This window comes from Candidatus Bathyarchaeota archaeon (assembly GCA_018396705.1).
Lineage (GTDB): Archaea > Thermoproteota > Bathyarchaeia > Bathyarchaeales > Bathycorpusculaceae > DRVP01.
In genome coordinates this window covers 48,005-74,477 of the sequence record JAGTQZ010000009.1, presented here as the reverse complement: position 1 = coordinate 74,477, position 26,473 = coordinate 48,005, and the positions used below count along the sequence as shown (strand labels likewise).

Below are 26,473 nucleotides of genomic sequence, written 5' to 3'. Positions count from 1 at the left end.
TTCAGGCTCTCTCCTTAAGCTTTAATCTTGGGGCTATACAAAGGCTCATTAACTCCTGAAGTAGAAGCTTAAAGGCATAGGAAACAACCACAGGAGAGATCTTCGCCTTATCTTCACATAACCTGCACACATATTTTCTCTGTTTCATGTCATAGTAGGCTATATAGCCACAGTTCTCGCACACATGCAAAGTGTACTTATCGGATTCCTCCAAAAGCCTGTCGTGAAGTAGCATAGCTGCCCCATGGCCAATGAGACAGTCGCGCTCCATTTCTCCGAACCTTAAACCGCCGCCTCTAGCTCTTCCCTCAGTTGGCTGTCTTGTAAGCATTTGCACCTGCCCCCTCGCCCTCGCGTGTATTTTATCCGCAACCATGTGGTGTAGTTTCTGGTAGTAGACTACTCCGACGAATACATCTGCAACGAATTTTTCGCCTGTAACACCATTATAGAAAACTTCTCTGCCGGTGTGGCTAAATCCAAGCTTTATAAGGGCTTTCCTTAACTCTTCCGGTTTTTCGTTTGAGAAGGGTGTCCCATCAACCGGTTTGCCCCTTAAGGCCGCAACTTTTCCAGCTATGGATTCAACAAACTGTCCAATGGTCATTCTTGAAGGAATTGCATGGGGATTTATTATAACGTCCGGAACTATGCCGTCCTCTGTGAATGGCATGTCTTCCTGCGGTACGATAAGCCCGATGACACCTTTCTGGCCGTGTCTTGACGCAAACTTATCGCCTAGCTCCGGGATCCTTTGATCTCGAACCCTAACCTTAACGAATTTTCCACCTTCACGAGATTCTGTTACGAAAACTGCGTCCACGACACCTGTTTCCGAAGGCCTCACATCCACGGAGGTATCTCGCATAGAAGGCCCTTTAACTTCAAACTCTTTGTATTCTTCCAGAAATCTAGGCGGGCTTATTCTTCCTATCAAAACATCTCCGCCTGAAACTTGCGCTTCAAGGCTAACTATCCCATCTGGTTCAAGCAGTCTATAATATTGCTCTCCCCTATAGCCTCTTGTTCCCGGCTCAGGTATTGTGAATTTGTCTTTTAGTCCTCCCATGTGCTGGCGGCACTCAGCCTCATATATGCGGTAGAAGGTGGAGCGAGCTAAGCCCCTTTCTATGGAGGCTTTGTTGAATATTAAGGCATCTTCCATGTTGTAGCCTTCATAGGATAGTACAGCCACTATACAGTTCTGCCCTGAGGGGCGAAGCTTATACCCCATAACTTCCATGAGGCTTGTTTCAACAAGGGGGATTTGCGGATAATGGAGAATGTGAGATCTTGAATCTACACGGAGGGGGAAGTTTGTGGTGAAAATGCCTAGCGCTTGTTTAGCCATTGCCGCTTGATAGGAGTTTCGAGGTGACTGGTTATGCTCTGCATAAGGTATTGTCGAAGCGCAAATCCCGAGGATTGTATGAGTTGCAATTTCTAAATGAGTGTGCTCCAGAGTTAGTTCCGACGGGCTTATGGCGATGTAGGCGCTCTCTTCCTCTTCAGCATCCAAATATTCAATTATACCGTTTTTGACGAGATCTTCCCAAGTCCATTCGCCCCGGGCCACCTTTTCGATATGTTCCCGTTGAAGTTTGGGAACACCATTTTCGACTATTATTAAGGGGCGCCTCACTCTTCCCTCGTCACAGTTTACGTAAACCTCTTCCCTTTCGCTATAAGTCTTAGAGAAGTAGGCTATGTTAACTTCTGTGGATATTTCACCCGTTCTTCGTCTTTGCCTGAATTCTTGAACAAGCTTTCCAGGAGCCGTGCAGTAGCCAATAATGTTTCCATCAACGAAAACTTTTGCACCATGACGCTTCAAAGTTTCGTTTGCCTCATAGACTGGTGTAACGCCCATGTTGTACAAGAGTTGTCTAATTTTTTCAGGGTTCACTCCAACTGAGATACAAGCAGACAGGGCTAGGTTTTTAACTAGCCCACAGTTTGACCCCTCAGGTGTTTCGTTTGGACATAAACGTCCCCAATGGGTTGGGTGAAGATCTCTAGCTTCAAAGTTTGGCTGGCTTCTACTCAGCGGAGATTGAAGCCTTCGCAGGTGGCTAAGCGTCGAGAGATAATTTGTTCTATCCAAAAGTTGCGTTACACCAACACGTCCTCTTCCCCAGTTTCCAGTTGCCAATGCATGTTGAAGTCTTTCAGTTATTATTCCAGAACGGACAGCCGCGGAGATATTTATTATTGGACCTTTTACACCTATTCGTTCAAGCTGATACTTTATGTCTCGGACAAGATTGCGGAAGGCTACACGGAACAAGTCTGCCAAAAGAGGACCAGCAAGCCTTAAGCGTTTATTTTTAAAGTGATCTTTGTCGTCCGGTTTTCTCCTTCCAAGCTTTAATTCTATGACTCTACACGCCATTTCGCCCAAAAATATGGCCTTATCCCTTCTGCTTTGGCTCGTTCTCCCTAAGTGTGGGAGAAAGTTTTTGTCTATTGCCGCTTCAGCCTTTTGTATGCGGTATTCCTCAACTTGCCCGTGGGCTACACGGTTACCAATGTACAAAATCGCTTCTCTAACAGTGTCAACTCCGGCGGCTTTTTCAAAGGATGGTTCCAGTTCGCTTTGTATCTCCTCATCAAGCGAAACTGCCTCCGCAATCTCTTTGTCAGACTCTAACCCCAAGGCACGCATAACTATAACAAACGGAATGTCTGTCGGCACCCCAGGCATCGTAACATATAAGGCACCGTCAGGCTTCATTTTCAATTCTATTCTAGCCCTAAATCCAACAGTTGTAGAGAACAATTTCGCCTGATACACCGGCGTAGCGCCTTTTTCGTCTATATCAACAATAATGCGGTTAGGAGCCAAGTCCTCCATAGCCACTATTACACGTTCAGAACCGTTTATGATAAAGTATCCACCAGGGTCATCCGGATCCTCGCCACACGCTATTAATTCATCGCGAGAAAGTTGCGACAAGAAGCACAATTTAGATTTTAACATTACAGGAATATCCCCAATAGGGACTAATTCTGTGTCTTGTTCCCTACCATCAATTATAGGAGTCATTTCAAGAGCTATTGGAGCGGCATAGGTTAGATTACGAAGTCTAGCCTCAATTGGGTAGATTTCATGCTTTGTTCCATCAACTTCCGCCACATATGGCCCGCTAATCCGCGTCTGTGGGTCTATTATCCAAACCTGTCCAAGCTTCACCTTGTATGGGCATTCCGGAACCTCGATTGGGATTTCGCCAACCTCGTCTATTATCTCCTGTAAACCGTGATCTATAAACTCGTTATATGAGTCTAAATGTTGACGGACAAGACCTTTCTCCTTAAAGAAAGCTTTTAGCAGTATATCAGCATCTTCCTTTGAAAATTCAATCCTAGCCATGCTAAACAACCTCATAAATCCAAACTTTAATCAAATATTTGAAGGCGACATTCACCAAGGGTTTTTTCAAACCTTCTAATTTCCCTCCGAAACTGGATCATCCCAGCTAAAAAGTCTCCAACATTATAGTAGGCTAAACACGTAAACTACACAGCTAACTAATAAACTTTTTCATTAAAAATTCACGTCTCTCATTACCGACTTTCAGCATCTAAAACTAAAACGCGAAACTGTAAAACTTAAATTTCAATTATCCACTTTTCAAGATTGGGCGGCGGTAGCCAAGCCAGGCCAAAGGCGGAGGACTCAAGATTGGTGTTTAGCGGCTGAGCCCCTATGAGCCATCCTCTCCCGTAGGGGTTCGCCGGTTCAAATCCGGCCCGCCGCATCACCAATTTTTTGAGAAAACTTAGACTTTGCACGTGAAAATGCTTGTCAGAAGTTTGCCGTACCATATTTTGCGTTCATTCGTCACCGTAACTCCGACCGTTTCTGCTGTTTCTTTGAACCTTTTTGAAGCTGCCGTTATTAGAATGAGAGTCGCGTCTGTACATCTTCTTTTTAGGGTTTGGAGAAAATTTTCGTAGAGTTTGCGCACTCCTTCTTTTGGATTTGCTCTAAGACCATAAGGCGGATTCACAACTATTAAATCAAAGTCTATGTTTGGGTAGTCTTCAGCTTTTGTTGCATCCCCAATTTTGAAGTTTATTGTTTCATAGACTCCGGCTTTTTTGGCATTCTCCATTCCGCCATAAATATGAGTAGCGAACTTTTCCATAGCATATACGGTAAACCGGTTTTCTGACTTTCTGATTTCTTCCGCAAGAACTTCGGCCTTAATTCTTTCAAATTCATCTTGATTATAAAGTTTAAGCCTAAGAAAAGCAAAGTTGTTTCGCCATTTTCCCGGCGAGACCCGTTTCGCTTCTAGAACGGCTTCTATTGGGATTGTTGCGCCGCCACACATGGGGTCGAGCAGGACTTTGTCTGAGGACCATCCGCCTATTTTCAGCATTGCTGAAGCTATTGTTGATTTTAGTGCCGCTGGATGATTATAAACGCGGTAGTGGCGCTTGTGTAAAGATTCGCCTGTCGTGTTTATACCCATTAAAAATTCATTGTCTCTTACGAGACAGTATACCTCAACATCGGGTGCATCCAAATTCACTTTTAATCTTTTATTTGCGGTTCCAGTATAGGAGTCTATTATTGCTTGGCCAACAACCCTCGAAACATCTATACTTGTGAAATTATGTAAACCAATTCTCTGAGTTCTCACGGCAAAAGTTTGTTCCGGGTTTATTATCCACATGTAGTCTAAGTTTTTTGCAAGTTTGTAGATATCTTCCAGATTTTCGAATTTTGAGTGGCATAGTTGTATGAAAAGCTTGTTTATAGTTCTGGCTTTAAGATTTAATAAGTAGACGTCAGTTATGCCGCCTTCAAAAACTATGCGCCCTATATCCTCTTTAGCTTTTTTATCTAAGAGTTTTTCAACTTCCTCTGCGGCTATGTCCTCAAGTCCTATAACCGTCGTTGCAAAAAATCGAAGCCTCTTCATCCTCACGATAATTGACATTTTAAAGTTTCTTTTAACACTTATTCCAATGGCCTGCAGTGAGTTTTTAGTAAAGGAATATATCTAGCGTTGCACTTTTGAAAACCCTTAAAGGCGAAGGTTAATGGAGCTTACAGAGAAAATATTGAGGCTTAAAAGAGAGAAGAAAGCGGTTATTTTAGCTCATAACTACCAAAGGCCAGAGGTCCAAGACATAGCGGACTATGTGGGTGACAGCATAGAACTCAGCAGAAAAGCTATGGAAGAAGAGAACGCGGAAATTATTGTTTTCGCAGCTGTTGATTTTATGGCTGAATCCGCTGCGATCCTTAACCCGGATAAAAAAGTTCTGCTGCCTTCCGCTGGAGCCCGCTGTCCCATGGCTCAAATGCTAACTGTTGATGAAATTAAAAGGTGGAAGGTGCTTTACCCCCTCGTGCCAGTAGTCTTGTATGTTAATACTCTGGCTACAGCTAAAGCTTACTGTGACGTGTGCTGCACGTCTGCTAACGCTGTGGAAGTTATAAACGCGTTAGACGCTGAAACAGTGCTGTTCGGACCGGACCACAACTTGGCGGAATATGTCCAAGAAAAAACTGGAAAAACTGTTATTCCAATTCCCGAACGTGGCTTTTGTCCCACTCATTTACTCTTTCATCCTGAAGAGGTTCAAGTGCTTAAGGCTCAATATCCAGATGCTGTTGTCATGGTTCATCCGGAATGCAACACTGAAATGCGTAAGATAGCCGACTTTATAGGCAGCACATCCCAGATGTGTAGGTATGCAAAAGAAAGCTTGGCGAAAACTTTCATTGTGGCAACGGAGGAGGGGCTTCTACACCGTCTGAGAAAGGCTAACCCCGAAAAACTGTTCATTTTAGCTTATGAGGGCGCGATTTGTCCGAATATGAAGTTAAATACTCTTGAAAGAATTTACATGGCCCTCAAAGAGGAAAAACACGTGGTCACAGTTCCAGAGCCTATAGCGAGTAAAGCTAGGAAAGCCTTAGAAAAAATGTTCGAACTAACACGTCACTAGAGCAAATGTTTTCAAGGAGAGACTATCATTGTTTTTAGGATTTTAACGCCCCTTTTTGAGGAAAGTTCATCGCTCAACCTTCGTATTTCCGCAGCGTCTCCCTTAACAGCTATAGCTTCCAAACAGTCTCTTTCAGTCAAGTGAACATGCATGGTTGAAGAAATGATGTTGGCGTATTTGTGCTGCACATCTGTCAAAGCATCCTCTAAACCTCTAACTTCATGGTCGTATAGAACCATTAAAACACCAGCTTGAAGCCCTTTTTCTTCCTGGAGCCATTTACGTTCAGAAATAAAGAGTCTAACGGCATCTTGGACTGCCTTTGAACGGTTCTTGCAGCCCATTTTTTGGATAACTTCGTCAAAGTCTTTAAGCAGGTCTGACGGAAAAGTTACGCTTACGCGAACAATTTTCTCCGTTTTCAATCATGAGACACCGATATCGATTTTGTATTTTAAACCATAAAGTTTTTATGGAAAAAAGTATTACTTTTATGGAAAAAAGTATTACAAGGAACCTGAATGAAACCATTTAAACCAGTCGACATCGCAATAATAGCTGTTTTTGCAGCCATGTGGGCAGTGTTAAACCTGACCATTGGACCGTTAGGATTTACACTTTTCCAGCTGCCGATATTCTGCGACTTCTCAGTATATTTCACGCTATTGTTGGCCGTGTGGGTTTCTGGCAGAATAGGAACATCCTCGGCGATAGGTGTTATCGGTGCTCTAATAGTGCTTGCCATAAGGCCAAGTGCGACGCAGATGATAGGTTTCATGGCGTCGGCCATTCTCTTTGATGTCTTAATGACTTTATGTAAACATGAAATACGTCTTAAACCATACAATATGGCCATAGCATGTGCTGCAACAATTATATCTGCATATTTCGCTGGAATCATTATCGGAACCATTTTTATGAAAATGTCGCTGGAATGGGCGTTAACCTTTTGGGGGATCTGGCATTTAATAGGCGGGGCAATAGGCTTTATGGTCGCGGTGCCAGTAATTGTAAGTCTTGAAAGGACAGGCGTGAGGGGGATAAAAGGTGTTTGACGAAAAGGAAGCCTTAATATTAGACATTAGAAATGCGGAAAAACTTCATGGTCATCTTGGACCATTCTTGGTTATAGGCGTAAAAATGGCAAGATTGGCGAAGAGAACTCTGAACATAGATGGAGACAAACAGCTGGATATGCAAGTTTCTGTGAAGCTTCCACTGATCACACCTTTTTCATGCATTCTTGACGGCATCCAAGCAACAACTCAATGTACAGTGGGGAACAGGAGACTTAAGGCAAAAAACTCTGAAGGTGACATAACGGCAATTTTTAGGCTTAAAAATCAAGATAAGATATTACGGATTAACGTAAAATCGCAAGTTGTAGAAAATGTTAAACAACAGCTTTTAAACGGGACCCTTAATGAAGAGCTCGCTTGGAAAATAGCTGCCCTACCAGAGGACGAGCTGTTCAAGGTAGAAAAGGGATAAAGCCTTCTTGAACTTATTAAATTCATATGTTTACCAGAGAAGATTTGGAAATAGCGAGGAAAAAACTGTACAAAAACGGTTTGACACTTGTAATTGTGAAAGATTCGAAGGTGCTCTTTGAAAGCAAACACCATGGAGTTTCAGGTTTTATGCAGGCTTTAGAGAAACTCGGAGACAAAATGGAGGGGGCCTCGGTTGCGGATAAAGTTGTCGGTAAAGCCATAGCGCTGTTGTGCATTTACGCCAAAATAGAAGCTGTTTACGCATCAACATTGAGCATAAAAGCAAAACAAGTCTTCGAAACACATGGCATCTACTTTGAATGTGGCAAACTCGTAGATAAAATATTAAACGCCTCTGGAACGGATATCTGTCCTTTTGAGAAAGCCACCCTAGAAATCGATGACCATAAAGAGGCTTATGAAAAGCTTAAAGCTCTTTTAGAAACTTTTCAAAGCAGGGGGATGAACCAACATGAATAAAGAACACGAAGGGTTTATATCTGTGGAGGACACTGAACTAGAGCGCATAAAGGAGAAAAACTCCACAAGCTAATGAAAGAGTTTAAGGAGAAAAAAGACTTGGGCGGACAAGTAATCCACCTTACAGATTCAAATTTTAATGAAGTTATAAGCCGGAACAAACTGGTTTTAGTTGACTTCTATGCAGACTGGTGCATGCCATGCAGAATGATGGCCCCCATTGTTGAAGAACTAGCTAAAGAATATGCTGGTAAGGTTCTGATTGGAAAAATTAATGTGGACGAAAACCCAGATACTTCGGATCGTTTTCAAGTCTTTAGCATTCCAACTCTTGTGGTTATTAAGTCTGGCAGAGAAGTGGACAGAATAGTTGGCTTTGTCCCCAAAGGTCAAGTAGAAGCCCGGCTCAAAAAGCATTTGGAGTAAAGGTTATGGAGATTTCAGAACGCCGCGTGATAGGCGCGTTGCTTCTGCTTCTTGGGGTTTCCATGTTTGCTGCAGGTTTATATCATGGAGAGCTAAAGATAGTTATCGAACTTTTAAAGAAAGTTTTCTCCGCATGGGGCGTTTAATTAAATTACGATAGTATTTCAGCGGGGGTTTTTCATTTTTTCATACATTCGCTCTAACGTCCATTTGATGCTTGATTTCAACTCTCTTAAGCGTTCTGCATCAAAGTTTCTTATGTGGATTTCACGGATAAAGTTGCCGTCTCGCACAAGGTTGTAGGTAAAGATTTCTTCCGGCTTGAGTTTTCCAGCTTTCGCAAGTTCACCGTCTTTTTCTTGCATCTTGTTTAGCACCCTCTCGACGAGAAACTGGTTGAATGGTGGTATGTTAGCATCAAAATTCTTGTCCTCCGCCAAAACAATTTTCATAAAGTTATCTCTTACGTAAAGCTTTGCAAGTGGTTCCCCAGCCATAGTCTTTAGCGCAGTGATCTCTTTAAACTCGGATGCACCTACAAGTGCTTCCGCAGGCTGTTGAATCACTTCTCCTGCTGTTTGCGGTTGAGCAATTTCCGCTACTTGAGGTTTTTTGACAATCTCGGCTCGTTTAAATCCTTTAGCCAGTAAAACGGTGTTTACGCTTTCAAGAATTGATTGAAGCTCTTTAAGCTCGGATTCAAGTTTTTCAATTCTTTTCTCGATCCTTTTTTTGAAGGCGAGAAGTCTTTTAACTTCTTCAACTTCTTCGGACATGTCATATCACAATTAATCTCCAGCTTTGTTCTATTATCAATGGCTTGACGGACATAAAACTTATGATATTTCCGCCAATGTTGGGCTTAGCAGCTCCTCAACTTTAATGCCGAACTCTTTTTCGAGAAAATCCTCAAATTCACGAAAAATTGGACTATCAGTGTAATTAAATTTTAAACACGCGTTCTTCCCTTTTGCAATGGGGCTTAAATCGTAGATGGCAATTTTTTTCGAAAATTCCGGGTTTTCAAGACAAATGCTAACAACATCCTTTGGTGGAGTTTCAGAGAAAAGCCAAGCAATATATGAAGCCTCAACAACATGGTAGGTTAAACCTTCACGGATCACACATTTCCTGTTAGTGACTATACTTCTGAAAGAGGATGGGTGGATACTTTTAGCCAAAAGAAAACTGTGATATCTATCTCCAGTTTCAACCCAATCTTCACTTTCAGCAGTTCTCCAACCACGAAACTTGCACAACTCTTTAAACTCTTTTAAGATCCGCCAAACTTTTTTAAAACATTTATCTTTCAACATGCTAACCTCATCTGAAGGGTGACCCATTAAATTAAAATTTATCCGCAGATTTAAACTTATTTGCCGGTTAATCCGCAAAAGTGTAGGATTTAAGTTTAAAAAATTGAAAAAATGAAGGCAAAAAAGGTATTCTTAAACAATTTTCCGAGCATAGTTTGATGATTCTAGATTGAATTGTCGAAAGTTTTTCGGATTCTGAGACATTCTTCTACATTTTTCCGGCAAAAAATAATATATCCAAAAATAACCAACTATAAGGCATTTAGGAAGGCGTCGCATTGAAGGTGAAAAACAACAACTTTACCCTAGATTCAACGGACATCAAAATTTTGGAACTACTGCAGGAAGATGCCAGGCAAACATACACAGACATTGGCAAACGTCTTGGAATAGCCCACTCAACAGTCTATGACCGAATAAAACGAATGGAAAATCATGGCATAATAAAAAAGTACACCGCCCTAGTGGATACGGAAAAAGCCGGCACGAAAACCGTAACAGCTATAATGACTATCTACACAGACCCGAAAGAAAACGAAAGGGTTGCCAGCAGACTCTGTCAGATCCCCCAAGTCCTCGAAGTCTACACGTCACTGTCAGAGGAGCTCCAAATAACTGCAAAAGTTATAGCCGAAAACCAAGAAAGCCTACACGAATTTATAGCCGCCAATGTGGCACCTCTTCCCGGAGTTCTGAGAATAAGAACGTCAATAGTAACCAAGAAATTCAAGGAAAATCCACATTTATTACTAAATGATTTGAAAAAGTTGACACACGCAGACAATAACGGCAGTAGAAAAAATGAGGAAGAAAGATAAAATGACAAATGGGTTGGAAACAAAAGCGCTGAAAACAGTTCCAAGAGAAAAAGCGTTCTATTTCTTTACATCAATCGGAAACTACACAGGCGAAAGTGCCTCATCACTAAAAGAGTTCATGGAAAAAATAAACAGCGTCAACATAAAATCTTTGGAATTTCATCTTTACCGTGGAGACTTTGAAAAATGGGCAATCGAAGTCTTAGAGGACAAAAAGTTAGCAGACGAAATATGCAAGCTTCGCAGCTTAAATTTCTATGGAGACACTCTCAGAGAAAGATTGTATAGCATTGTGGCTAGACGCTACCGAGAATTAACTGAGTTTCTGCAACATGTTTAAGTCTTTTACTTTCGACGTTCAAAAACTAGCTTTCAGCAATTTTCTTTAATTGCTTCTGATACATTTCAATCACTTCGTTTGTAGTCGTTGCGTCTTCAGCGGCCTTATCAATTCGGTAATTGCCAGTAAACCTTGGAAAGCGTATTGCCAAGCCGCTTCCTTGGCGAATAGCGTTCATGGCGCATGTGTGGATTGGACTTAAGGTTATCTCTGCACCCAACACTTCTATGACTATTTTTGGCTCGAACCACACGTCAGCTTCGATAAGCGAGCTAACTCTTGGATGTCTGTGCGGTATAACATGTTTCTTCATCATTTCTGGTAGTTTTGCCAAATCTTCGTCCGTAAAGCCTGTTCCACATTTCGTCACGGTTTCAAAAATGTCATTTTCCGGGTTATAAGCAGCTAACAGAAGAGCGCCGTAAGTGCCGGCCCGTTTTCCACGTCCATGAAAGGCTCCGACGACAACCAAATCCACAGTGTCTGTCATTTCGCTCTTATAGTCGCGTTTATACTTTATCCACAGCCAACCTCTTGCGCCAGCTTGATACATGGAATCAGAGCCTATTGACTTGCATATCAGACCCTCGCATCCGTTTTCTATGGCTTCTAAAAAGAAGTTTTCGAGTTCCTTAATATTGTCGGTGGTTATGGATTTGGCAAGTTTTATTCTTTCGCCTTCTTGGATTATACCTTCAAGAGTTTTCCGCCGAACTAGGTAGGGTTCAAGAGTCAAGTCTTTTCCATCCACATATAGGGCATCGAACATGAACAGCGAGACTGGATATTCTTCCATGGCTTTTTCTATTCCGTATTTGCGTCTGCGATGCATAAGCTCTTGGAAAGGCCGCATCTCACCTGTGTCGGGGTCTATGGCTACACATTCAGCCTCTACTATGGCATCTTTGGCTAGAACATGCTTCCTCAAAAGATCTATAGCGTCCGGATACTGGTCGGATATATCCTCAAGCCTCCTTGAGAATAGAGTTATTTCATCTCCTTTTTTGTGAGCTTGTATGCGTTCGCCGTCATATTTGTATTCAGCTATACATTTCCCGCCGAGTTTTTCCAGAATTTCTTCCGGTGAAGAAAGCCTTTCAGCCAGCATAGGCCTTATGGGCTCACCGACGATGACCTTGAACTTTTTGATTCCTTCAAGACCTTCCTCAGCGAGGACTTTGGCGACTCGGCCGAGGTCTGAAGAGATGTTGTAGGCGCGTTCCACAAGCTCGCGAGTCTCCTTACCCCCACCGTAGGCTATTGCCAAGGCATCTAATACGGTCATATCTGCAATACCTAAACGAAGGTTACCTGTAACCGTCCGCATTATGTACTTAGCTTCTTTTGGTTTAGCGTCGGCTAGAAGCCCTGCTAAAAGCGTTATTTTAGTGTCGATAGCGCCTGGACCGGAGGCTCTCGCCATTTTGTCAAAAGTTTCGTAGACTCTTTGAACAGTTAGGGGTTTTTGGAAAAAGGTCATCTGTTTTTTCTGCGCAATAAACTTTTGGGCTGTTTCGCCAATATCACCAGTTTTTTTCATGTCCTCCTCAATTTCACTTTCCCGCCTTCCAGAAGCGTGGGCAAGAGCTTTTAGGGCGAGTCTCTCAGCCACACCAATCTCAAGTTTGACAAAGTCTGGGTAAATTTTCCCTTGAGTTAAGTAGACAACCTTATCGATAATTTCTTTAGGCGTCCTCTTCAGCAAACTCACCAACAAGTCTGTCATTTCAAGTCTCTTAGTTGTAGCCTCAATCTGCTCATAAGCTTCAGCAATCTCAGAGTACAGCAAAATTGACTCCTCAACGGGTGATAGAGAGAGGCCAAATATATTAAGTTTGATATAGCATACCATGCAAGAAATTTCTTCGCCTTATTTCATGTTTCTCTTCTTCTTTAAAACTTCTCATAATGGATTATCTGCTTTAATGGTCGTCTGCTTCTCGGCTGCGGAGATTCAGCTGGATAGCCGACGGGTATTATGGCCACCGGCCTCAGACCCTCTGGAATACCCAAGATCTTTCTTGCCTCGTCCTCTCTGAAAGCGCCAACCCAGCACGTACCTAAGCCCAGGGAATAAGCTGCCAAATGAATGTTCTGTATGGCTGCAGCCGTATCCTGTATACAGTAGAGCGTTCTACCCCTTGTCCCATAACCACGTGCTGAACGCTCTTCATCAGCACATACAACAATTACAACCGGAGCCTCCTCGATAAAGGACTGCCCCAAAGCAGCCTCAGCTAACCTCCTCTTTGTTTCAGAGTTTCTAACAATAACAAACTCCCATGGCTGAATATTTCCAGCAGATGGTGCCCACATGGCAGCCTCAATAAGCTTTTCAACAATTTCTTTAGGGACATCCGCCTCTTGAAAAGCTCGAATACTACGCCTTCCTTTAATGGCTTCAAAAACATCCATGTGTTACACCCGTTTAACAGACTATACAAAGTGTCTAAATAAAGCTTGTTGCATGTAGTTTTAGCGGACCGGCAAAATCGAGGAAAAAACTAAAAAGGCGTATTGCTTCTGTATCTTTGGATGATGATCCAGAGAGTCAATAGAGCCTATCGGCTGTGATATGACTCGACGACGGGCGAACTGACACTCAATCAATCTCTTATATGAGATGTTACTGTTTGAGCACCACATGCAAAAATGATAGCTTGAAAAACACATATTATCTGTAACCATGCTATAGAAAGTGTTGGATTTAGGCTCCTTTAAGGCTGACTTTCTCAGAGAAGAATGTAATAAGAAGATTTTTATATGACCCTAAAGTAACTTTGAATTTATGAAAATTCTTGAAGGAATAAAGGTTACTAGACGTTTTGGAGGGCTCACCGCCTTATACAACGTGGATTTTTGTGTAAATGAAGGCGAAATTGTAGGCTTGATCGGCCCAAACGGAGCGGGAAAAACTACTCTTTTCAACGTGATAACCGGTGCCATCCCAGTCACATCAGGGGTTATCAAATTTGAAGGAAGAAACATAACCGGCCTTGGGGCACACAAAATTTGTAAGTTAGGAATAGCTAGAACATTTCAAGTACCTAAGCCATTCCCTCGCATGAGTGTATATGAGAACATACTTGCGGCGGCAACTTTCGGACGAGATAAAAGCGATAAATCTTCTAACTTAAAGCAAGAGATCCATCAAATAATGGAAAAATTTGGATTAACAAGCAAAAGTGAAACGTCAGCCTCAAATTTGGCAGTGTTTGAGCAAAGAATGCTTGAAATTGCAAGAGCATTAGCAACTAAACCAAAGCTTCTGTTACTTGATGAGGTGATGGCTGGATTGAATCCCAAGGAGGCAACTCAAGCAGTTAAGATAATTAAAGAACTACGAGATAGCGGAATTACAATTTTTATGATCGAACATAACATGCGTGTAATAATGGGGGTGTCTGACCGCATCATTGTACTCAATCAGGGGATGAAGATAGCTGACGGTAAACCTGAAGAAGTAAGTAAAGACATAAAAGTTATTGAAGCTTACCTTGGGGAGGCATATGTTGGAAGTTAAAGATTTAAATGTAGCCCGCGGAGGCTTACACGTTCTGTGGGACGTTTCAATAAAAGTTCAAAAAGAGGAAATCGTAGCTTTAATAGGTTCAAATGGAGCTGGAAAAACAACACTTTTGAGCACTATAGCTGGGATACTTAAACCATTATCCGGCACGATTCTTTTTAACGACAGAGAAATTACTGGCTTGCCACCACATAAAATTGTAAAACTAGGAGTCTCATTTGTACCCGAGGATAGAAAATTGTTTACTAACTGCACAGTACGAGAAAATTTGCTTCTTGGCGCATATACATCGAAAGAAAAAAGGCATACAAAAAGCATGCTTGAAACTGTTTATCAGATATTTCCGCTGTTAAAGGAGAGAGAAAATCAGTTATCCGCCACATTAAGCGGTGGTGAGCAAAGAATGCTAGCTATAGCCCGAAGTCTGATGTCGAGCCCCAGATTATTAATACTGGATGAACCTTCACAAGGACTGTCACCCAAAATGACTATGGAGGTGCTTAAGACCTTAAAAAAACTTAGAGACTACGGTATTAGCGTCCTGCTGGCCGAGCAAAATGTTCACGTCGCCCTAAACATTGCCGACCGCGTTTATGTAATGGAGACTGGAAAAGTAACACTTCATGGTAAAAGCGCGGAACTTTTTGGGAACGAATATATTAGAGAGGCATTCTTGGGAATTTAATCAGCTTTCTTTAAAAGTTTCCCAGTTATTCCTTCAGGTAAAACGAGGATGATAAGAATCATTATTGATCCTAAGATTATCATGAAATAGTCCTTAAAAGTGGTAAGCAGATACTCTTCCAGTAATGAGAGAACTAAAGCACCTACGATAGGTCCAAAGTACAGTTCCGTTCCACCGAATAACGTCATTATCGCAGGCATAAATGAGTATAAACTGTTAAAAGCTATACCCGAATCCACGTACCCCCACCGGGGTGCAAACGACGCGCCCAATAGGCCGATGAACATGCTACTCACGGCAAACCCAAGAACCTTATATAACGTAGCATTTACGCCGAAATGAATAGCAGCGTCCTCACATTCACCGATCATCCTTAGCGCAAGGCCCAACTTTGACTTTCTTAAAATAGTTGTAAACAAGATGATGGCAAAAGTAATTATGAGTATTGGATAATAAACGTCAAAAGGCGTAATGAACCTACCCCGTGTCCCAGTTACAGACATCTCCCAGAATAATATTGCATTATTTAAAAGCTCGGCCAGTCCAAAAGTGAATATAGCAAAGAATACACCTTTCATTCTCAAAGTGACGAAACCGACGCCGCATGCAAATAAAAAGCTAATTACACCAGCTAACAATAAGATGAGCGGAAAAGCTAGCGTCCTACAGAATATGGCCGTTATATATACCCCAACTCCAAAAAACGCAGCGGAACCCAATGAGACATATTTTGTAACGCCACTAAAAAAGTGCCAGCTAACAGTCAACCCAATCCAGCATAGGACGCTGGTTAACAATGCTAAGTGATATCTCACCATGAAGAACGGAGCAACCATTAACAGTGCAAAAATTACCAAGGGAGAAATTTTCAAGTAAACATTGTTCGTTACTCTAACCAACTAGAATTCACCTCGTAAACAGTCCCTTAGGTTTGACTAGAAGTATCAGTATCAGAACGGCGTATATAACAACAAGAGTTAACGCTGAATGTATCACCCTCATAGTGACATACGCCAGATATCCAAGCAAAAATCCTCCCACAACATTACCTCTAAAACTGCCGACACCAGCCAGAATTACTAATACTAAGCTGATTAATGTATATGGAACCCCCATAAATGGATTTATTGTAGAATACAGAACACTTGTCAGAGCGCCTGCCCAAGCGCTGAATAAAATGCCAAGGCCAAATGATACGGCGTAGATATGATTAAGATTAACGCCAACAAGCTGAGCTCCTTCAGGCTGGCTTACCATGGCTCGCATGGCTAAGCCTGTCTTTGTGAATCGCAAAAACACATAAAGGAAAACATTGATAGCGATTGATATTAAAGCGATAATTATCCTATTAACTTCAAAACTCACGCCCCAAATAGTCATTATTCCAAGCGAAGGCACTTCATAACCTCTGTAATTTGCTGTCCATAAAACCATAGCTAAGTTTTGGATGACAAAAGAAAGGCCGAAACATATTAGTAAAGATCTAAACTCAAGCTCTTCAGATGACTTTGATAGTTTCACCACCCTACGAAGTATTAGCACATATACAAATAGTCCGACAAAAAACATCAAAGGTCCAACGATGACTATGGATACAAAAGGATTCATTCCAAATAGTGTGAAACAGAAATAAGTTAGGTAAGCGCCTAGCATCAAAAATTCTCCATGTGCAACGTTAAGTATACGCGTAACCCCATATTGCAAATTAAGTCCTACCGCTATCAACGAGTAGAATGCTCCTAAAATGACACCACCGACAATTATGTCCAAAAAAAGAGAAGGGGTTACCAATTAAAAACACTCCGAAAGTCTTTACCACGAAGTTTTAGGAATCCATTGCGCGGTGGCTCTGTTCAAAGGCCACACAACCTTCAGTATCTCTTCGCCTTGCCATTGACAAATGTAGCCAGCCCCTGGAGCGTCTAAGTAAACATTTGACGTATCAAACTTTGCTGGCCCAACTACAGTGTCGAAAGTTTCACCAGCCAAAAAGGCGTCTCTAATTTTAACTCTGTCTAGGCCATACTTTTCTACGGCTTTGAAAAGCACTTGATGGCAAACGTAAGCTGCTATAGTGTTGGCCCCAGGATAATAACCAACTTTCGCTTTATATTTTTCGGCAAGTTCAAGCAGCTTTGTAGAACTTTTATAATCCACTTCAAATCCGTGGTACTCCATAATTCCTGTCATTGCTTTAACACCAAAGGCGGGCACCATTATCGCCGGATATTGGGAGCCAGGACCCATGAACATTATTCTAGGAACATAACTAAGCTCCATACACTGCCTTATTAATAGAGTCCCATCCGCCGGGTAAGTGGACGCCCACAAAGCGTCCACATTGGCCTCTTTAAGCTTCCTGATTAATGGCGATAGATCAGTAACCGTCAATGGATAAAGCTCCGGTCCAACTACTGGAGTAATGCCTCTCTGTGCCAACTCCGACGCCAGCCGCCCTGTAAATTCTATGCCGTGTAAATCACTTATGCCAATGATGCCTATGCGAGATGCATTTGCCCATACAAGGAAATCTGCCACATACTTAGCTACAAATGGTGGTTGGCACAGTACAGGAAAAACCCATTTTGTTCCACCGGAGAGTATAAGGTCTACTACTTGACCACTTCCCATGGCATGGGCTATCAACGGATATCCATATTTTTCATATAACGGCAGAACGGCAAAGTTTTGAGAAGTTCCCCATGGCGCAAACATTAGGTCAACCATGTCTTCGCTCATACACTTTTCTGTAAGCCTAATAAGTGTCTCCGTATCACTTTTTGAGTCATACTTTATAAACTCGATAGGTAATTTTTTGCCATATTCGGGGACATAAAGACCGCCGGCCTTATTATATTCGTCAATAAGGATCTCCATCCATATTGTACCCCATGTCTCCGGCCCCGGAGCGAATACTCCAGTAAACGCGTCGACATACCCTATTACCACTTTTTCCTTTGCACCCTTTTGAGTTTGGTAGAAGTAATAGACCCCACCAGCGATTATAACAACAACAATTATCACGGCAATTATAATTGCTTGCATTTTAGTTACGGCTCTGCTTTTCACGATAATCCCCAGTCTATTACGTTGGAAAACAAGAACTATAAAAGTTTTATTGCAAAAGAAAAGTAAGATATAAACTTTTCCGTAGATTAGCAACATTTTAATTTAAATAGTTTTTTATAGTTATTAGCATGCAAGGAGATAAAAGAAGATATGTTATCTCACCGAGATATTGTTAAGATTGCTGTTGTAAACTTCGAACCCGTGATTGACGGGCTAAAGCCGGATAAAGCTGCCACGTTGAAAAAAATTGAGCACTTCATTGTTGAGGGAGCGGAGAGGGGGGCCAACATTATCGTCTTTCCCGAGTTGGCCTTAACAAGTTATAGTGGTTTTCCTCCAGAAATGGCCAACGAGCTTTCAGAACCCATCCCAGGGCCTTCGACAAATGCCGTTCAAAAAATTGTAGCTGAACATAAGGTCTATGTCGCGTTTGGAATGATAGAAAGGAACGGTTCAAAGCTTTATAATGCCGTGCCATTCATAGGTCCTACAGGAATCCTAGGCGTTTACCGTAAAGTCCATCCAGCTAAATTTGCAGAAAAATGGGCTACACCGGGTAATTCATACCCAGTGATCCAAACTCCCTGGGGTTTAATCGGAATAGGCATATGTTACGATAACTATTGTTTTCCAGAAGTCCCTAGAGTCTACGCAACAAGAGGGGCCAGGATACATCTAAATATTACAGCGTTCCCACGATTTCCAGATGCAGATGATTATTTAGACTTTTATACCACAACTCTTGGAGCACGCTCCATCGAAAATAACATGTTTATTGCAAGCGCTAATATGGTCGGAAGACAAGGAGAATTCAGCTACTTTGGACATAGTATGATAATTGGACCAAAGCCTGGCAAAATGAGCTATCACATATACGCTGGACCGTTAGACGACAAAGAAGGAGTTGCCATCGCTACATTAGATCTGTCTTCATTAAAAAATCTATGCATGGGGGTTAGAACCATATTTGAGGATAGACGCCCTGAAACATACACCGAACTAACACAAAGATAGATTCACGAATTGACAATGGCATAATAAAAAGAATAATAAAAGAAGTTTTAGATTATTTTGGTAATGGCTTTTTCAACCATTTTGTATAGAAAGTTTCAATGTCTGGTTCGAATTCTTTAATTATAGGATATCCGGGAGGAACCGCATCCACATCCAATAATGTTCCGCAGCCAGGGCATATGAATTCTCGTATTTCGCACCAGTTAGGGTCAGGTATTAGTGGATCTGGATAGATCTCCTTGAACTTTTCAACCGAATTCCTGACGTGGATCAAAACTTTAAGTTTCCAGTTATCTCTGTAATCTCCAAGCTCATATCCACACAGGGCTTTTATTATCAGCTTTTCATCCTTGTTAACGATCATTAGATGTTCTGTTAACGGTAGTACTATAGGCTCCCGCCATCCAGTCTGTTCCTGTAGAACTTTGATATATTTTTCAAAGCGGTCGGCATCCTTAAATGAAGACATAATTCTTCTCAAATCTTCCCACGGAAGTTCTCGATTAACAAGTTTCTTTATCACTTCTTCAGGGTAAGAAACAGCCATTTTTTCACCTCCTACAGTTCAAAGTTCTCATTTAGATTCCAGAATCTGTAAAATTCTTCCTTAAACCTCTGTGAAATTCTCATACAATCTCTATAACACCTTAGAACGTGCTCTGGAATGTTTCTATCCAAAATTCTCTTGCGTTCCTGCTCTATGAAATCTTTCACTGGAATTGCTTTAGCTAGTCTTTCACTCTTGATAGCCTCACGTTTTTTCAACGTTGCTTCTATATCCACCGTCCATTTGTCTCCCTCCCGTTTAAGAACTACTCCATGGATTCTCTCGGCATATTCTGGGCTAACGAGACCCATTCCTATATCTCTTAGCACCAACTTAGGGTCTCTCTTTATTGGATCGCCGTAACCCGCACCGCCTTTATGCACTATTCCGAATATGTCGTAATGTTTCAAGCGTGGAGTTACATCATGAGTCTTGTAGAAATACACTTCATCAGCTTTTAGAATTCCTTTGTTGAGGGCGTCAAGAATTTCAAACACGTTCCTCGGCAGTGGAAGTCCCTTTTCGATTAGCTCCTTGACATTAGTATTCCTTAAGGCGTAGCCAAATGGTGTGGGTGGCGGGTAGCCACCGAACATTCCCTTGTCGAAAGGGAAAACACCTGGTGTCCATCCACACCTGAAAACTACCTGCATAAAGTCTGTCCATACAATGAAGCTGGAGTTTCGGGCTACGCCTCCCCGGAATCTACCCGGTGCGTAAACATCCTTCAGAAAGCTGCGGTAAAGGTATAGTTCGTTATATAGCTCTTCCCATCTTTCAGCATTTCCAGCGGTTGTGTCTGGCAGCCATAAACAGTGCCCTGCATCCAACCCGTCCTCAACAGCTCTTGCACCGCTTCCAGCGCCTGCATGCTCCATGTTATCCCCACCTGCCAACCCTCCTCTAACATCTAGCAATTGGATTGCGTGCATGTCATTAGCGTTCATTTGAAATATTTCTTCCAAAAAGCCCCTTGCAAAGAATCCTTGTGAAAGTAGTCGGACCCCAGACCCAAAAATTGTGCATAAAACGTTCCATACGTTAGATGTAGACACATGGGGATCCGTTGGGTTTAACGTTGAACCCGGCGGCGCTGAGAAGGAGACGCAAAGGTTGGTTCCCTCAGAAACTCTGAGATCGTAAGCTAATATTTGGGTTAAAGTAATCCATAAGCCACCTCTCAAAAGGGTTGGAGTTGCATGCAATGGGTGAGGGCCTTGGGGATTTGCGGCGTAAAAATCATAATCCAGCGTGCCATCTTCGTTGACTTTTATTTCATAGGCAAATTGTAGTAAGGTGTCTTGTTGGGCGAGGGGATGTAAACGTCTCAATCCCTCTATTTGGCCATAGTTTAGGGGTATAAAAGCTGCGGTCCTGTACTTTCCGGGTATCAAGGTTAGTTTCACTTTTTCTAGAAACGCCCTTCGCCCTTCTTCTATGAGTTCACGTACTGCTCTCATGTAATAGTCGATGCCAAATTCTTCGATTACTTTTTTAACACCCTCTCTGATCATGTAATTACCGGAAAGCCTTACTTTAGCATCCATTATGAAAATTTCTGGCATCCTCACGTTTACCTTCATTTTTTCGACATACTCTTTCTTGAGTTTGTCGTTCTCGCCGACAATATCACCCATTAGATGAACTCCCTCCAAGAAGCGCGTAGGAGATAGCGGACAGCCAGCTGGTTCATAAGCTCCTGCTTCAAGTTCGTGAATAACGCCCCCACACCATCCAATAAGCTGTCCATTGTAGAAGATTGGAGTGACTTGCAACACATCAACTGGATGTAGCCCCCCAACCCACCAATCATTAGCCTCAAAGTACCTTCCTTCAACTATACCTGGGTCACTTTCGTAGTCACGCTCTATCATCCACTTTATAAACCGTGAGAGAGTGTTAACATGAGCCATGATACCCGTTGAGAAGACTACACCGTCTCCTTCAGGAGTGAATATTGCAAAGACAAGTTCTCCCACTTCTTTTGTGCCCGGCGAAGAAGCAATGTATCTCACAGACTCTCGCGCCCCGACCACCAAGGACAGCAACCGCGAGGAAAAACGTTCCAGTTTAACTGGATCTTCTTTTCTAAGCGTTAGCTCCTTTATTCCGTAATAACATCCGGTCTCCTTGAAAAGTCTTACATTTTCTTCTAAAAGCTCTTTGAGAGTTTTCCCGCCATATCCTATTCCCATCATTTTTCACCTCCTAGAATAGTGAATAAACTCATATTCGTCAATGTAGATCCTTCTTTGTGGAGGTACAACAAGAGTTGTCATGGGATGTTCAATTATTGCAGGACCATACACTTTGTTGCCAGGTTGAAGTGGATCCATTTCCCAAACATCAAAGGTCACCCAGTTTTTCTCGTAGAAAACTTCACGTTGACCTTTGAATGCGCTCTCTGGAGGCTTTTCACCACTTAGTGGCTTCTTAATTATTTTCGGTTTGGGCATTCCGGTTACTAAAGCTAAGGTAGCCACTTCTTTTATGACAATTCCAGCTTCAGGGAATAAGGCTGCCTTTGGATATATAGATGTGTAGACGCTTTCAAAAGCCTTCATTAAGTCATCGAAATCTTCGGGTTTCAAAATTCTGCTTCTGGGTGAAAATACTTCATGATCCTCCAATTGTCCCGCAAACCTCATATAGGCAATCTGTTTGATGATTATTTGTTCCGTTGAAAATCCTTGGGAAGTTAGTATTTTCATTTGCCTGTTTTCGAGGTCTTCCCATGCGCTATTTAAATGCTCTCCAACCTTCATAATTGTTTCAGCATCTGGATTTGGGGGAATACTGATGTTCACGCTCTTATGCTCCCTAATCATATAGTCCACCGTAGAATTTCCAAAAGCTGAGAAACCGGCTGCAAACTTGAAGGTTATATAATCTTTGAAGGGTATTACGTCAAATCCCCACATGTGAAGAGGCCCGGCGCCACCATAGCATAGAAGTATATAGTCTAAGGGTGTGTAACCTCTCGCCATTAATGTGGCATTAAGCCAGTCACTCATTTTAGCATGCAATGATGCAATAGCTAGGTAGGCAGCATTGTAAACATCAAGACCTAAGGGTTGCGCAATCTTTTCTTCGATAGCTTTTAATGCCTTATCTCTATTCAATTTTACTTTACCTCCCAGGAAGTAGTTGGGGTTTAAATAGCCCAAAACCACGTTACAATCGCTTATTGTAACTTCATGATAATCCAAGCATATGCCTACACGGTAACCAGCGCTTTCAGGACCTAAAGTTATAAGTTTGGAAACTGGATCCACACGTACGACCATGCCCGCACCCGCGGCTATGGAGTCGGTACGCACCATTGGAAGACTAAGCATGTAACGGGCCACTTCTGGTTCTCTTTCTATGTGTATTATGCCATCTTTAATTATTCCAACGTCAAAGCTCGTTCCACCTAAATCAGTGGCTACAATGTTTTTTTCGCCGAGAATATCGCCAACGAACTTAGATCCCAGAACCCCGCCTATTGGTCCGCTTATGAGAGTTTCATATAGCCTAGGATATCTAATGTCAACTAAACCTCCATAGGAAAGGACCGTGTATAAGTTTCCTTTAAAACCCATCTCTCTGGCTTTGGTCTCAACTCTCAAAAGTTGATTAGCCGCTGGTTCAGCAGCAAAAGCTTGAATAACAGTACTGACAGTGCGCTCGGTCTCTTTACCTCTAGGAGAAACTTCTGAAGACAAAACAACATGAACATTTAACCCTCGTTCATTAATAACTTCCTTAGCTATTTCTCTTGTCTTAATCTCATGAACTGGATTCATTGTGGAGTTGAGATAACTCACCGCAATGGATTGGCAACCTTTATCCAAAAGCTCGTTAACCCCTCTTTTTACGTCTTCTTCATTCAGCGGTATAACTATGCGACCATTTGTATCTATACGTTCATTAACACCTTTTATTAGGTCCACTGGAACTAGAGGCCCTGGGAACACGTCTGGATAGATGTGGGTGACAGAATGAAGTTTGTCCACGTATGAGTACCCTAGCCATGAGTGCCCCCGCATGAAGTAGATGAGATGCTCAAATCCTCTTGTTGTCAATAAACCAGTTTTTAGGCCTCTGCGTGTTAACACAGCGTTAAGCAGCAAAGTTCCAGCGTATGCGCAGATCCTTAAGCGCGATAAATCTGGGGATTTGTCATTTAAAGCATCTTTTATACTTTCACCAAAACTGTATGATTCGTCCGCGTAGTTTGTCAACGCCTTTCCGAGTAAAAATGAGCCGTCCTCTCTCACCGCGATACAATCAGTCATTGTTCCCCCAGCATCAATAGAAATAATGATTACATCCCGTATTTTGTCAACCGAGACCATGCCTTCAACCTCGTAAATACAGAATATATTTAAGAAAAATATTTCCTTCAACTTTTAAGCTTTGCCTACACTTTCATTACAAATGATAATTTTGTCTAAACCTTTCTTGGGAAAACATCTAAAGTTCATTTTTAGTTATCTCACGTAATAAAATCTCCACAGTCCACCTTGCAGCCATCCCAACTACCACGGGACACCCCTTATCTGCATGTGCACCAGCATTTTCAAATTCATCCATCGTTATTATTATCTTATCTCCTTCCCGCTTAATCATTTGAAAAGTTCTTCCAAACATTTTTTTCTGCACGTCACAACACAGTATACTTCCATAGCTCTCAATAAATTTGTCATGCAGCTTTTTTACTAAGACCAAAGCACGTAAGCATTCATCGGGTTTTGCCTTAAGGTTCCTAAAGCCTTCCAGTCCCCTTCCAAGTATATAACCTATCGCCATAGCACCGCCCGAAAAACCCCCACAAGACCCGCTTCCAGTCAACCCGCCGCCTCCACCGAGTCCAGTGGTAGCTTTAAACGTTTTTTCGTCATAATCAACGTTTAAGGCGTCTAAAACAGCGGCAAAAGTACATTGAGCACAATTCTTGTTGAACTTCTCATATTTAAAGCCAAGTTCGTAAGCCTTGTTTAAAATTTTAAATTCTTCAGATTTGGCCATACAATTATTTTATGAACAAATAAAATTTAAGTTTTTACATACTTAAAAGTTAGAGGGATATCGGAACTAATTCATATGTTACATATCCTTCAGGATCCCTTTTTGTTGTAGTTAGACGTACTTGTGTCCCAGGCTTTAACTTCTTTGGATCATCCACGTTAACCCATGCTAGGACCTTTAGTCCATCTTTAAGTTGGGCTATGCCTACCACGTAATCTTTGTAATGGGCAAATGATGGAGGCTTGACAGTTATTATGGTATACGTTAAAAGTTCTCCTTCACAATTCACTTCAACCCAGCTTACATTGGAGTTTAGGCATGTAGGACAAACTGCACGTGGCGGAAAGAATTTTTTAGCACATTTGTTACATTGAGTTGCATAAACCTTGCCTTTTTTAAGTCCTTCAAAAAACTTTTGGATTTTTGCTATTCCTATTTGATATCTAAGCGGAAACACACGCAGACTTATGTATAGCGGCATTAAGGTTCTTTCATCTTCGACTATTGGTAAACCTTTCGTTTTTATATTCTCTTTAGCTTTTTCAAACAACTCGGACAATTTACCACCTTCCTCATCTACTTGGTTTTTCGAGTGAAAGCAACGTTACATACGCATAATGGCCAGCTCCCCCGATATTATGGGCTAGCGCCCTACCATTTCTGATAGTAACTTGTGCAGAGGGATTTGCATATTTACCATATTCTTGTCTAAGTTGTTTTGTTAACGTGTAAATCATTGAGCAACCAGTGGCGCCTATAGGATGACCTTTGGCCTTTAAACCTCCATCCATGTTAACTGGGATAATACCGCCATTATATGTCTGTTTTTCCCTCACGAGTTTTACACCCTCCCCTCTTTTGCAGAATCCCAAATCCTCGTAAGCCATGATTTCGGCTATCGTGAAACAATCATGCACATTCACAACGTCCAAGTGCTTGAAAGGCTTATCAGAATCTATGCCAGCCATTTTGTAAACTTGCTTTGCAGCTTCTACAGCACTGCCAAAACCACAGTAATCTGGTCGTGCGCTCAATGTACTTTCTCCCGTCGAAACGCCAATAGAGCTTATCCATATTGGAGTATCAGTCAGTTTCTTGGCGATGTCTTCACTTGCCAGCAACAATGCGCATGAACCGTCTGTTAATGGACAACAGTCAAAAAGTTTTAACGGCCAGGCAACATATCTTGACTGCATAACCATCTCAACCGTTATGGTTTTCCTAAACTGCGCCTTGGGATTCATTGCGCCATAGTAATGATTTTTTACTGCGACTTCAGCCAGGTCCTCTTCTTTCAAACCGTATTGTGACATGTAACGAGTTGCATGCAACGCATAGTACCCTGGAAAAGTTAATCCAAAGTTTTCAAATTCCCAAAGGAAGCTTCCTCCTCTACCCATTCGCTCTACTTGAAGTAAACTGGGCAGTTCATGCATCTTTTCAACTCCAAGAACTAGCACTAAATCTGCAAATCCGCTGGCAACAGCATTATATCCAACAAACGTTGCGGCACTTCCAGTAGCACACATAGCTTCAACCCGCATACTGCCTTTGGGGAGAATCCCGCAATAATCTGAGCAAATAAAAGCTGGAGAATCTTCGGCACTCCAAACACCAGCACACCCAAGTACTAAGAACTCTATATCCTTAGCCTCAATGTTAGCGTCTTCCATAGCCTCTTTCACAGCTTCGAAGGCTAATTCTTCAATTCTCACATCAAACCTGCTGCCAAACTGGCTATGGCCAACTCCTACCACGGCTACATTGCGCAAC

The 26,473-nt window shown here is 42.0% G+C and carries 27 protein-coding genes and 1 tRNA gene; 12 read left to right on the top strand and 16 right to left on the bottom strand.

Annotated elements, in window-relative coordinates; all coding sequences use genetic code 11:
• Position 1: 1 nt before the first annotated feature.
• Complete coding sequence (locus tag KEJ24_08510; protein MBS7647860.1) at positions 2 to 3,373, bottom strand: DNA-directed RNA polymerase subunit B; 3,372 nt, start codon at positions 3,371 to 3,373, stop codon at positions 2 to 4.
• Positions 3,374 to 3,644: 271 nt separating this feature from the next.
• Here KEJ24_08510 and KEJ24_08505 point away from each other — a divergent pair.
• A tRNA-Leu gene (locus KEJ24_08505) sits at positions 3,645 to 3,761 on the top strand.
• A 21-nt stretch (positions 3,762 to 3,782) separates the two neighbouring features.
• On the opposite strand, the gene KEJ24_08500 is transcribed toward KEJ24_08505, so the two are convergent.
• Entirely contained in the window at positions 3,783 to 4,952 is a 1,170-nt protein-coding gene (locus KEJ24_08500; protein MBS7647859.1) for a class I SAM-dependent RNA methyltransferase, read from the bottom strand.
• A 103-nt stretch (positions 4,953 to 5,055) separates the two neighbouring features.
• Here KEJ24_08500 and nadA point away from each other — a divergent pair, with 103 nt between their 5' ends.
• On the top strand, positions 5,056 to 5,970 hold the full coding sequence (nadA, locus tag KEJ24_08495; protein ID MBS7647858.1) for a quinolinate synthase NadA: 915 nt from the start codon (positions 5,056 to 5,058) through the stop codon (positions 5,968 to 5,970).
• An 11-nt stretch (positions 5,971 to 5,981) separates the two neighbouring features.
• On the opposite strand, the gene nikR is transcribed toward nadA, so the two are convergent.
• Positions 5,982 to 6,395 (bottom strand): nickel-responsive transcriptional regulator NikR, encoded by a 414-nt coding sequence (gene nikR, locus KEJ24_08490; GenBank protein ID MBS7647857.1) that lies wholly within the window; start codon positions 6,393 to 6,395, stop codon positions 5,982 to 5,984.
• A 96-nt stretch (positions 6,396 to 6,491) separates the two neighbouring features.
• Between nikR and KEJ24_08485 the strand changes: the two genes are divergently transcribed.
• The 5 genes from KEJ24_08485 (at position 6,492) to KEJ24_08465 (ending at position 8,515) form a co-directional block, all read left to right on the top strand.
• Positions 6,492 to 7,025 (top strand): hypothetical protein, encoded by a 534-nt coding sequence (locus KEJ24_08485; GenBank protein ID MBS7647856.1) that lies wholly within the window; start codon positions 6,492 to 6,494, stop codon positions 7,023 to 7,025.
• Positions 7,018 to 7,461, top strand: coding sequence for a formylmethanofuran dehydrogenase subunit E family protein (locus KEJ24_08480; GenBank protein ID MBS7647855.1), 444 nt, complete (start codon positions 7,018 to 7,020; stop codon positions 7,459 to 7,461). Before KEJ24_08485 ends, KEJ24_08480 begins: the two co-directional genes overlap by 8 nt.
• 26 nt (positions 7,462 to 7,487) lie before the next feature.
• Complete coding sequence (locus KEJ24_08475; protein ID MBS7647854.1) at positions 7,488 to 7,943, top strand: DUF1893 domain-containing protein; 456 nt, start codon at positions 7,488 to 7,490, stop codon at positions 7,941 to 7,943.
• 72 nt (positions 7,944 to 8,015) lie between these two features.
• Positions 8,016 to 8,369 carry a thioredoxin gene (trxA, locus tag KEJ24_08470; protein ID MBS7647853.1) on the top strand — a complete coding sequence of 118 codons (354 nt, stop codon included), beginning with the start codon at positions 8,016 to 8,018 and terminating at the stop codon, positions 8,367 to 8,369.
• A 5-nt stretch (positions 8,370 to 8,374) separates the two neighbouring features.
• The gene (locus KEJ24_08465) at positions 8,375 to 8,515 is read left to right on the top strand and encodes a hypothetical protein (protein MBS7647852.1); all 141 of its coding nucleotides are present in this window, start codon (positions 8,375 to 8,377) and stop codon (positions 8,513 to 8,515) included.
• Positions 8,516 to 8,533: 18 nt separating this feature from the next.
• On the opposite strand, the gene KEJ24_08460 is transcribed toward KEJ24_08465, so the two are convergent.
• The gene (locus KEJ24_08460) at positions 8,534 to 9,145 is read right to left on the bottom strand and encodes a hypothetical protein (GenBank protein MBS7647851.1); all 612 of its coding nucleotides are present in this window, start codon (positions 9,143 to 9,145) and stop codon (positions 8,534 to 8,536) included.
• 60 nt (positions 9,146 to 9,205) lie between these two features.
• Positions 9,206 to 9,685: a hypothetical protein gene (locus tag KEJ24_08455; GenBank protein ID MBS7647850.1), complete on the bottom strand. Its 480-nt coding sequence runs from the start codon at positions 9,683 to 9,685 to the stop codon at positions 9,206 to 9,208.
• 278 nt (positions 9,686 to 9,963) lie between these two features.
• On the opposite strand from KEJ24_08455, the gene KEJ24_08450 reads away from it, so the two are divergent.
• Together KEJ24_08450 and KEJ24_08445 are read left to right on the top strand one after the other, a co-directional pair.
• On the top strand, positions 9,964 to 10,503 hold the full coding sequence (locus KEJ24_08450) for an Lrp/AsnC family transcriptional regulator (GenBank protein MBS7647849.1): 540 nt from the start codon (positions 9,964 to 9,966) through the stop codon (positions 10,501 to 10,503).
• Entirely contained in the window at positions 10,487 to 10,843 is a 357-nt protein-coding gene (locus KEJ24_08445; protein MBS7647848.1) for a hypothetical protein, read from the top strand. The genes KEJ24_08450 and KEJ24_08445 overlap by 17 nt, the downstream gene beginning before the upstream one ends.
• 25 nt (positions 10,844 to 10,868) lie before the next feature.
• Here the strand turns inward: KEJ24_08445 and KEJ24_08440 are convergent, their stop codons facing one another.
• Both KEJ24_08440 and KEJ24_08435 read right to left on the bottom strand, forming a co-directional pair.
• Positions 10,869 to 12,695 carry an ATP-dependent DNA ligase gene (locus KEJ24_08440; GenBank protein ID MBS7647847.1) on the bottom strand — a complete coding sequence of 609 codons (1,827 nt, stop codon included), beginning with the start codon at positions 12,693 to 12,695 and terminating at the stop codon, positions 10,869 to 10,871.
• A 41-nt stretch (positions 12,696 to 12,736) separates the two neighbouring features.
• The gene (locus KEJ24_08435) at positions 12,737 to 13,258 is read right to left on the bottom strand and encodes a nitroreductase family protein (protein MBS7647846.1); all 522 of its coding nucleotides are present in this window, start codon (positions 13,256 to 13,258) and stop codon (positions 12,737 to 12,739) included.
• 373 nt (positions 13,259 to 13,631) lie between these two features.
• Here KEJ24_08435 and KEJ24_08430 point away from each other — a divergent pair, with 373 nt between their 5' ends.
• A complete protein-coding gene (locus KEJ24_08430) occupies positions 13,632 to 14,366 on the top strand; it encodes an ABC transporter ATP-binding protein (GenBank protein ID MBS7647845.1) in 735 nt (244 codons plus the stop codon).
• Complete coding sequence (locus KEJ24_08425) at positions 14,353 to 15,057, top strand: ABC transporter ATP-binding protein (protein ID MBS7647844.1); 705 nt, start codon at positions 14,353 to 14,355, stop codon at positions 15,055 to 15,057. The genes KEJ24_08430 and KEJ24_08425 overlap by 14 nt, the downstream gene beginning before the upstream one ends.
• Here the strand turns inward: KEJ24_08425 and KEJ24_08420 are convergent.
• The 3 genes from KEJ24_08420 to KEJ24_08410 are packed head-to-tail and all read right to left on the bottom strand — an operon-like array spanning position 15,054 to position 18,126.
• Positions 15,054 to 15,956: a branched-chain amino acid ABC transporter permease gene (locus KEJ24_08420; GenBank protein MBS7647843.1), complete on the bottom strand. Its 903-nt coding sequence runs from the start codon at positions 15,954 to 15,956 to the stop codon at positions 15,054 to 15,056. The two genes, KEJ24_08425 and KEJ24_08420, sit on opposite strands and share 4 nt — an antisense overlap.
• 7 nt (positions 15,957 to 15,963) lie before the next feature.
• Positions 15,964 to 16,848: a branched-chain amino acid ABC transporter permease gene (locus KEJ24_08415; GenBank protein ID MBS7647842.1), complete on the bottom strand. Its 885-nt coding sequence runs from the start codon at positions 16,846 to 16,848 to the stop codon at positions 15,964 to 15,966.
• A 21-nt stretch (positions 16,849 to 16,869) separates the two neighbouring features.
• Positions 16,870 to 18,126, bottom strand: a complete 1,257-nt coding sequence (locus KEJ24_08410; protein ID MBS7647841.1) for an amino acid ABC transporter substrate-binding protein — start codon at positions 18,124 to 18,126, stop codon at positions 16,870 to 16,872.
• A gap of 150 nt (positions 18,127 to 18,276) precedes the next feature.
• Here KEJ24_08410 and KEJ24_08405 point away from each other — a divergent pair, with 150 nt between their 5' ends.
• Complete coding sequence (locus KEJ24_08405) at positions 18,277 to 19,140, top strand: carbon-nitrogen hydrolase family protein (protein ID MBS7647840.1); 864 nt, start codon at positions 18,277 to 18,279, stop codon at positions 19,138 to 19,140.
• 52 nt (positions 19,141 to 19,192) lie between these two features.
• On the opposite strand, the gene KEJ24_08400 is transcribed toward KEJ24_08405, so the two are convergent.
• From KEJ24_08400 to KEJ24_08375, 6 genes are all read right to left on the bottom strand, one after another.
• Positions 19,193 to 19,687 carry an acetone carboxylase subunit gamma gene (locus KEJ24_08400; protein MBS7647839.1) on the bottom strand — a complete coding sequence of 165 codons (495 nt, stop codon included), beginning with the start codon at positions 19,685 to 19,687 and terminating at the stop codon, positions 19,193 to 19,195.
• A gap of 11 nt (positions 19,688 to 19,698) precedes the next feature.
• Positions 19,699 to 21,885, bottom strand: a complete 2,187-nt coding sequence (locus KEJ24_08395; GenBank protein MBS7647838.1) for a hydantoinase B/oxoprolinase family protein — start codon at positions 21,883 to 21,885, stop codon at positions 19,699 to 19,701.
• Between the two features lie 3 nt (positions 21,886 to 21,888).
• Positions 21,889 to 24,078 (bottom strand): hydantoinase/oxoprolinase family protein, encoded by a 2,190-nt coding sequence (locus tag KEJ24_08390; protein ID MBS7647837.1) that lies wholly within the window; start codon positions 24,076 to 24,078, stop codon positions 21,889 to 21,891.
• 67 nt (positions 24,079 to 24,145) lie between these two features.
• Positions 24,146 to 24,700 carry a C_GCAxxG_C_C family protein gene (locus KEJ24_08385; GenBank protein MBS7647836.1) on the bottom strand — a complete coding sequence of 185 codons (555 nt, stop codon included), beginning with the start codon at positions 24,698 to 24,700 and terminating at the stop codon, positions 24,146 to 24,148.
• Positions 24,701 to 24,749: 49 nt separating this feature from the next.
• Entirely contained in the window at positions 24,750 to 25,181 is a 432-nt protein-coding gene (locus KEJ24_08380; GenBank protein ID MBS7647835.1) for a Zn-ribbon domain-containing OB-fold protein, read from the bottom strand.
• Positions 25,182 to 25,272: 91 nt separating this feature from the next.
• On the bottom strand, positions 25,273 to 26,472 hold the full coding sequence (locus KEJ24_08375) for a thiolase domain-containing protein (protein MBS7647834.1): 1,200 nt from the start codon (positions 26,470 to 26,472) through the stop codon (positions 25,273 to 25,275).
• Position 26,473 lies beyond the last annotated feature (1 nt).

Coding starts and splice junctions, on each gene's coding strand:
- KEJ24_08510 (MBS7647860.1), bottom strand. CDS start 3,373: ATGGCTAGGATTGAATTTTCAAAGGAAGATGCTGATATACTGCTAAAA.
- KEJ24_08500 (MBS7647859.1), bottom strand. CDS start 4,952: ATGTCAATTATCGTGAGGATGAAGAGGCTTCGATTTTTTGCAACGACG.
- nadA (MBS7647858.1), top strand. CDS start 5,056: ATGGAGCTTACAGAGAAAATATTGAGGCTTAAAAGAGAGAAGAAAGCG.
- KEJ24_08485 (MBS7647856.1), top strand. CDS start 6,492: ATGAAACCATTTAAACCAGTCGACATCGCAATAATAGCTGTTTTTGCA.
- KEJ24_08475 (MBS7647854.1), top strand. CDS start 7,488: ATGTTTACCAGAGAAGATTTGGAAATAGCGAGGAAAAAACTGTACAAA.
- trxA (MBS7647853.1), top strand. CDS start 8,016: ATGAAAGAGTTTAAGGAGAAAAAAGACTTGGGCGGACAAGTAATCCAC.
- KEJ24_08465 (MBS7647852.1), top strand. CDS start 8,375: ATGGAGATTTCAGAACGCCGCGTGATAGGCGCGTTGCTTCTGCTTCTT.
- KEJ24_08460 (MBS7647851.1), bottom strand. CDS start 9,145: ATGTCCGAAGAAGTTGAAGAAGTTAAAAGACTTCTCGCCTTCAAAAAA.
- KEJ24_08455 (MBS7647850.1), bottom strand. CDS start 9,685: ATGTTGAAAGATAAATGTTTTAAAAAAGTTTGGCGGATCTTAAAAGAG.
- KEJ24_08445 (MBS7647848.1), top strand. CDS start 10,487: ATGAGGAAGAAAGATAAAATGACAAATGGGTTGGAAACAAAAGCGCTG.
- KEJ24_08440 (MBS7647847.1), bottom strand. CDS start 12,695: ATGGTATGCTATATCAAACTTAATATATTTGGCCTCTCTCTATCACCC.
- KEJ24_08435 (MBS7647846.1), bottom strand. CDS start 13,258: ATGGATGTTTTTGAAGCCATTAAAGGAAGGCGTAGTATTCGAGCTTTT.
- KEJ24_08430 (MBS7647845.1), top strand. CDS start 13,632: ATGAAAATTCTTGAAGGAATAAAGGTTACTAGACGTTTTGGAGGGCTC.
- KEJ24_08425 (MBS7647844.1), top strand. CDS start 14,353: ATGTTGGAAGTTAAAGATTTAAATGTAGCCCGCGGAGGCTTACACGTT.
- KEJ24_08405 (MBS7647840.1), top strand. CDS start 18,277: ATGTTATCTCACCGAGATATTGTTAAGATTGCTGTTGTAAACTTCGAA.
- KEJ24_08400 (MBS7647839.1), bottom strand. CDS start 19,687: ATGGCTGTTTCTTACCCTGAAGAAGTGATAAAGAAACTTGTTAATCGA.
- KEJ24_08395 (MBS7647838.1), bottom strand. CDS start 21,885: ATGATGGGAATAGGATATGGCGGGAAAACTCTCAAAGAGCTTTTAGAA.
- KEJ24_08385 (MBS7647836.1), bottom strand. CDS start 24,700: ATGGCCAAATCTGAAGAATTTAAAATTTTAAACAAGGCTTACGAACTT.
- KEJ24_08380 (MBS7647835.1), bottom strand. CDS start 25,181: ATGCCGCTATACATAAGTCTGCGTGTGTTTCCGCTTAGATATCAAATA.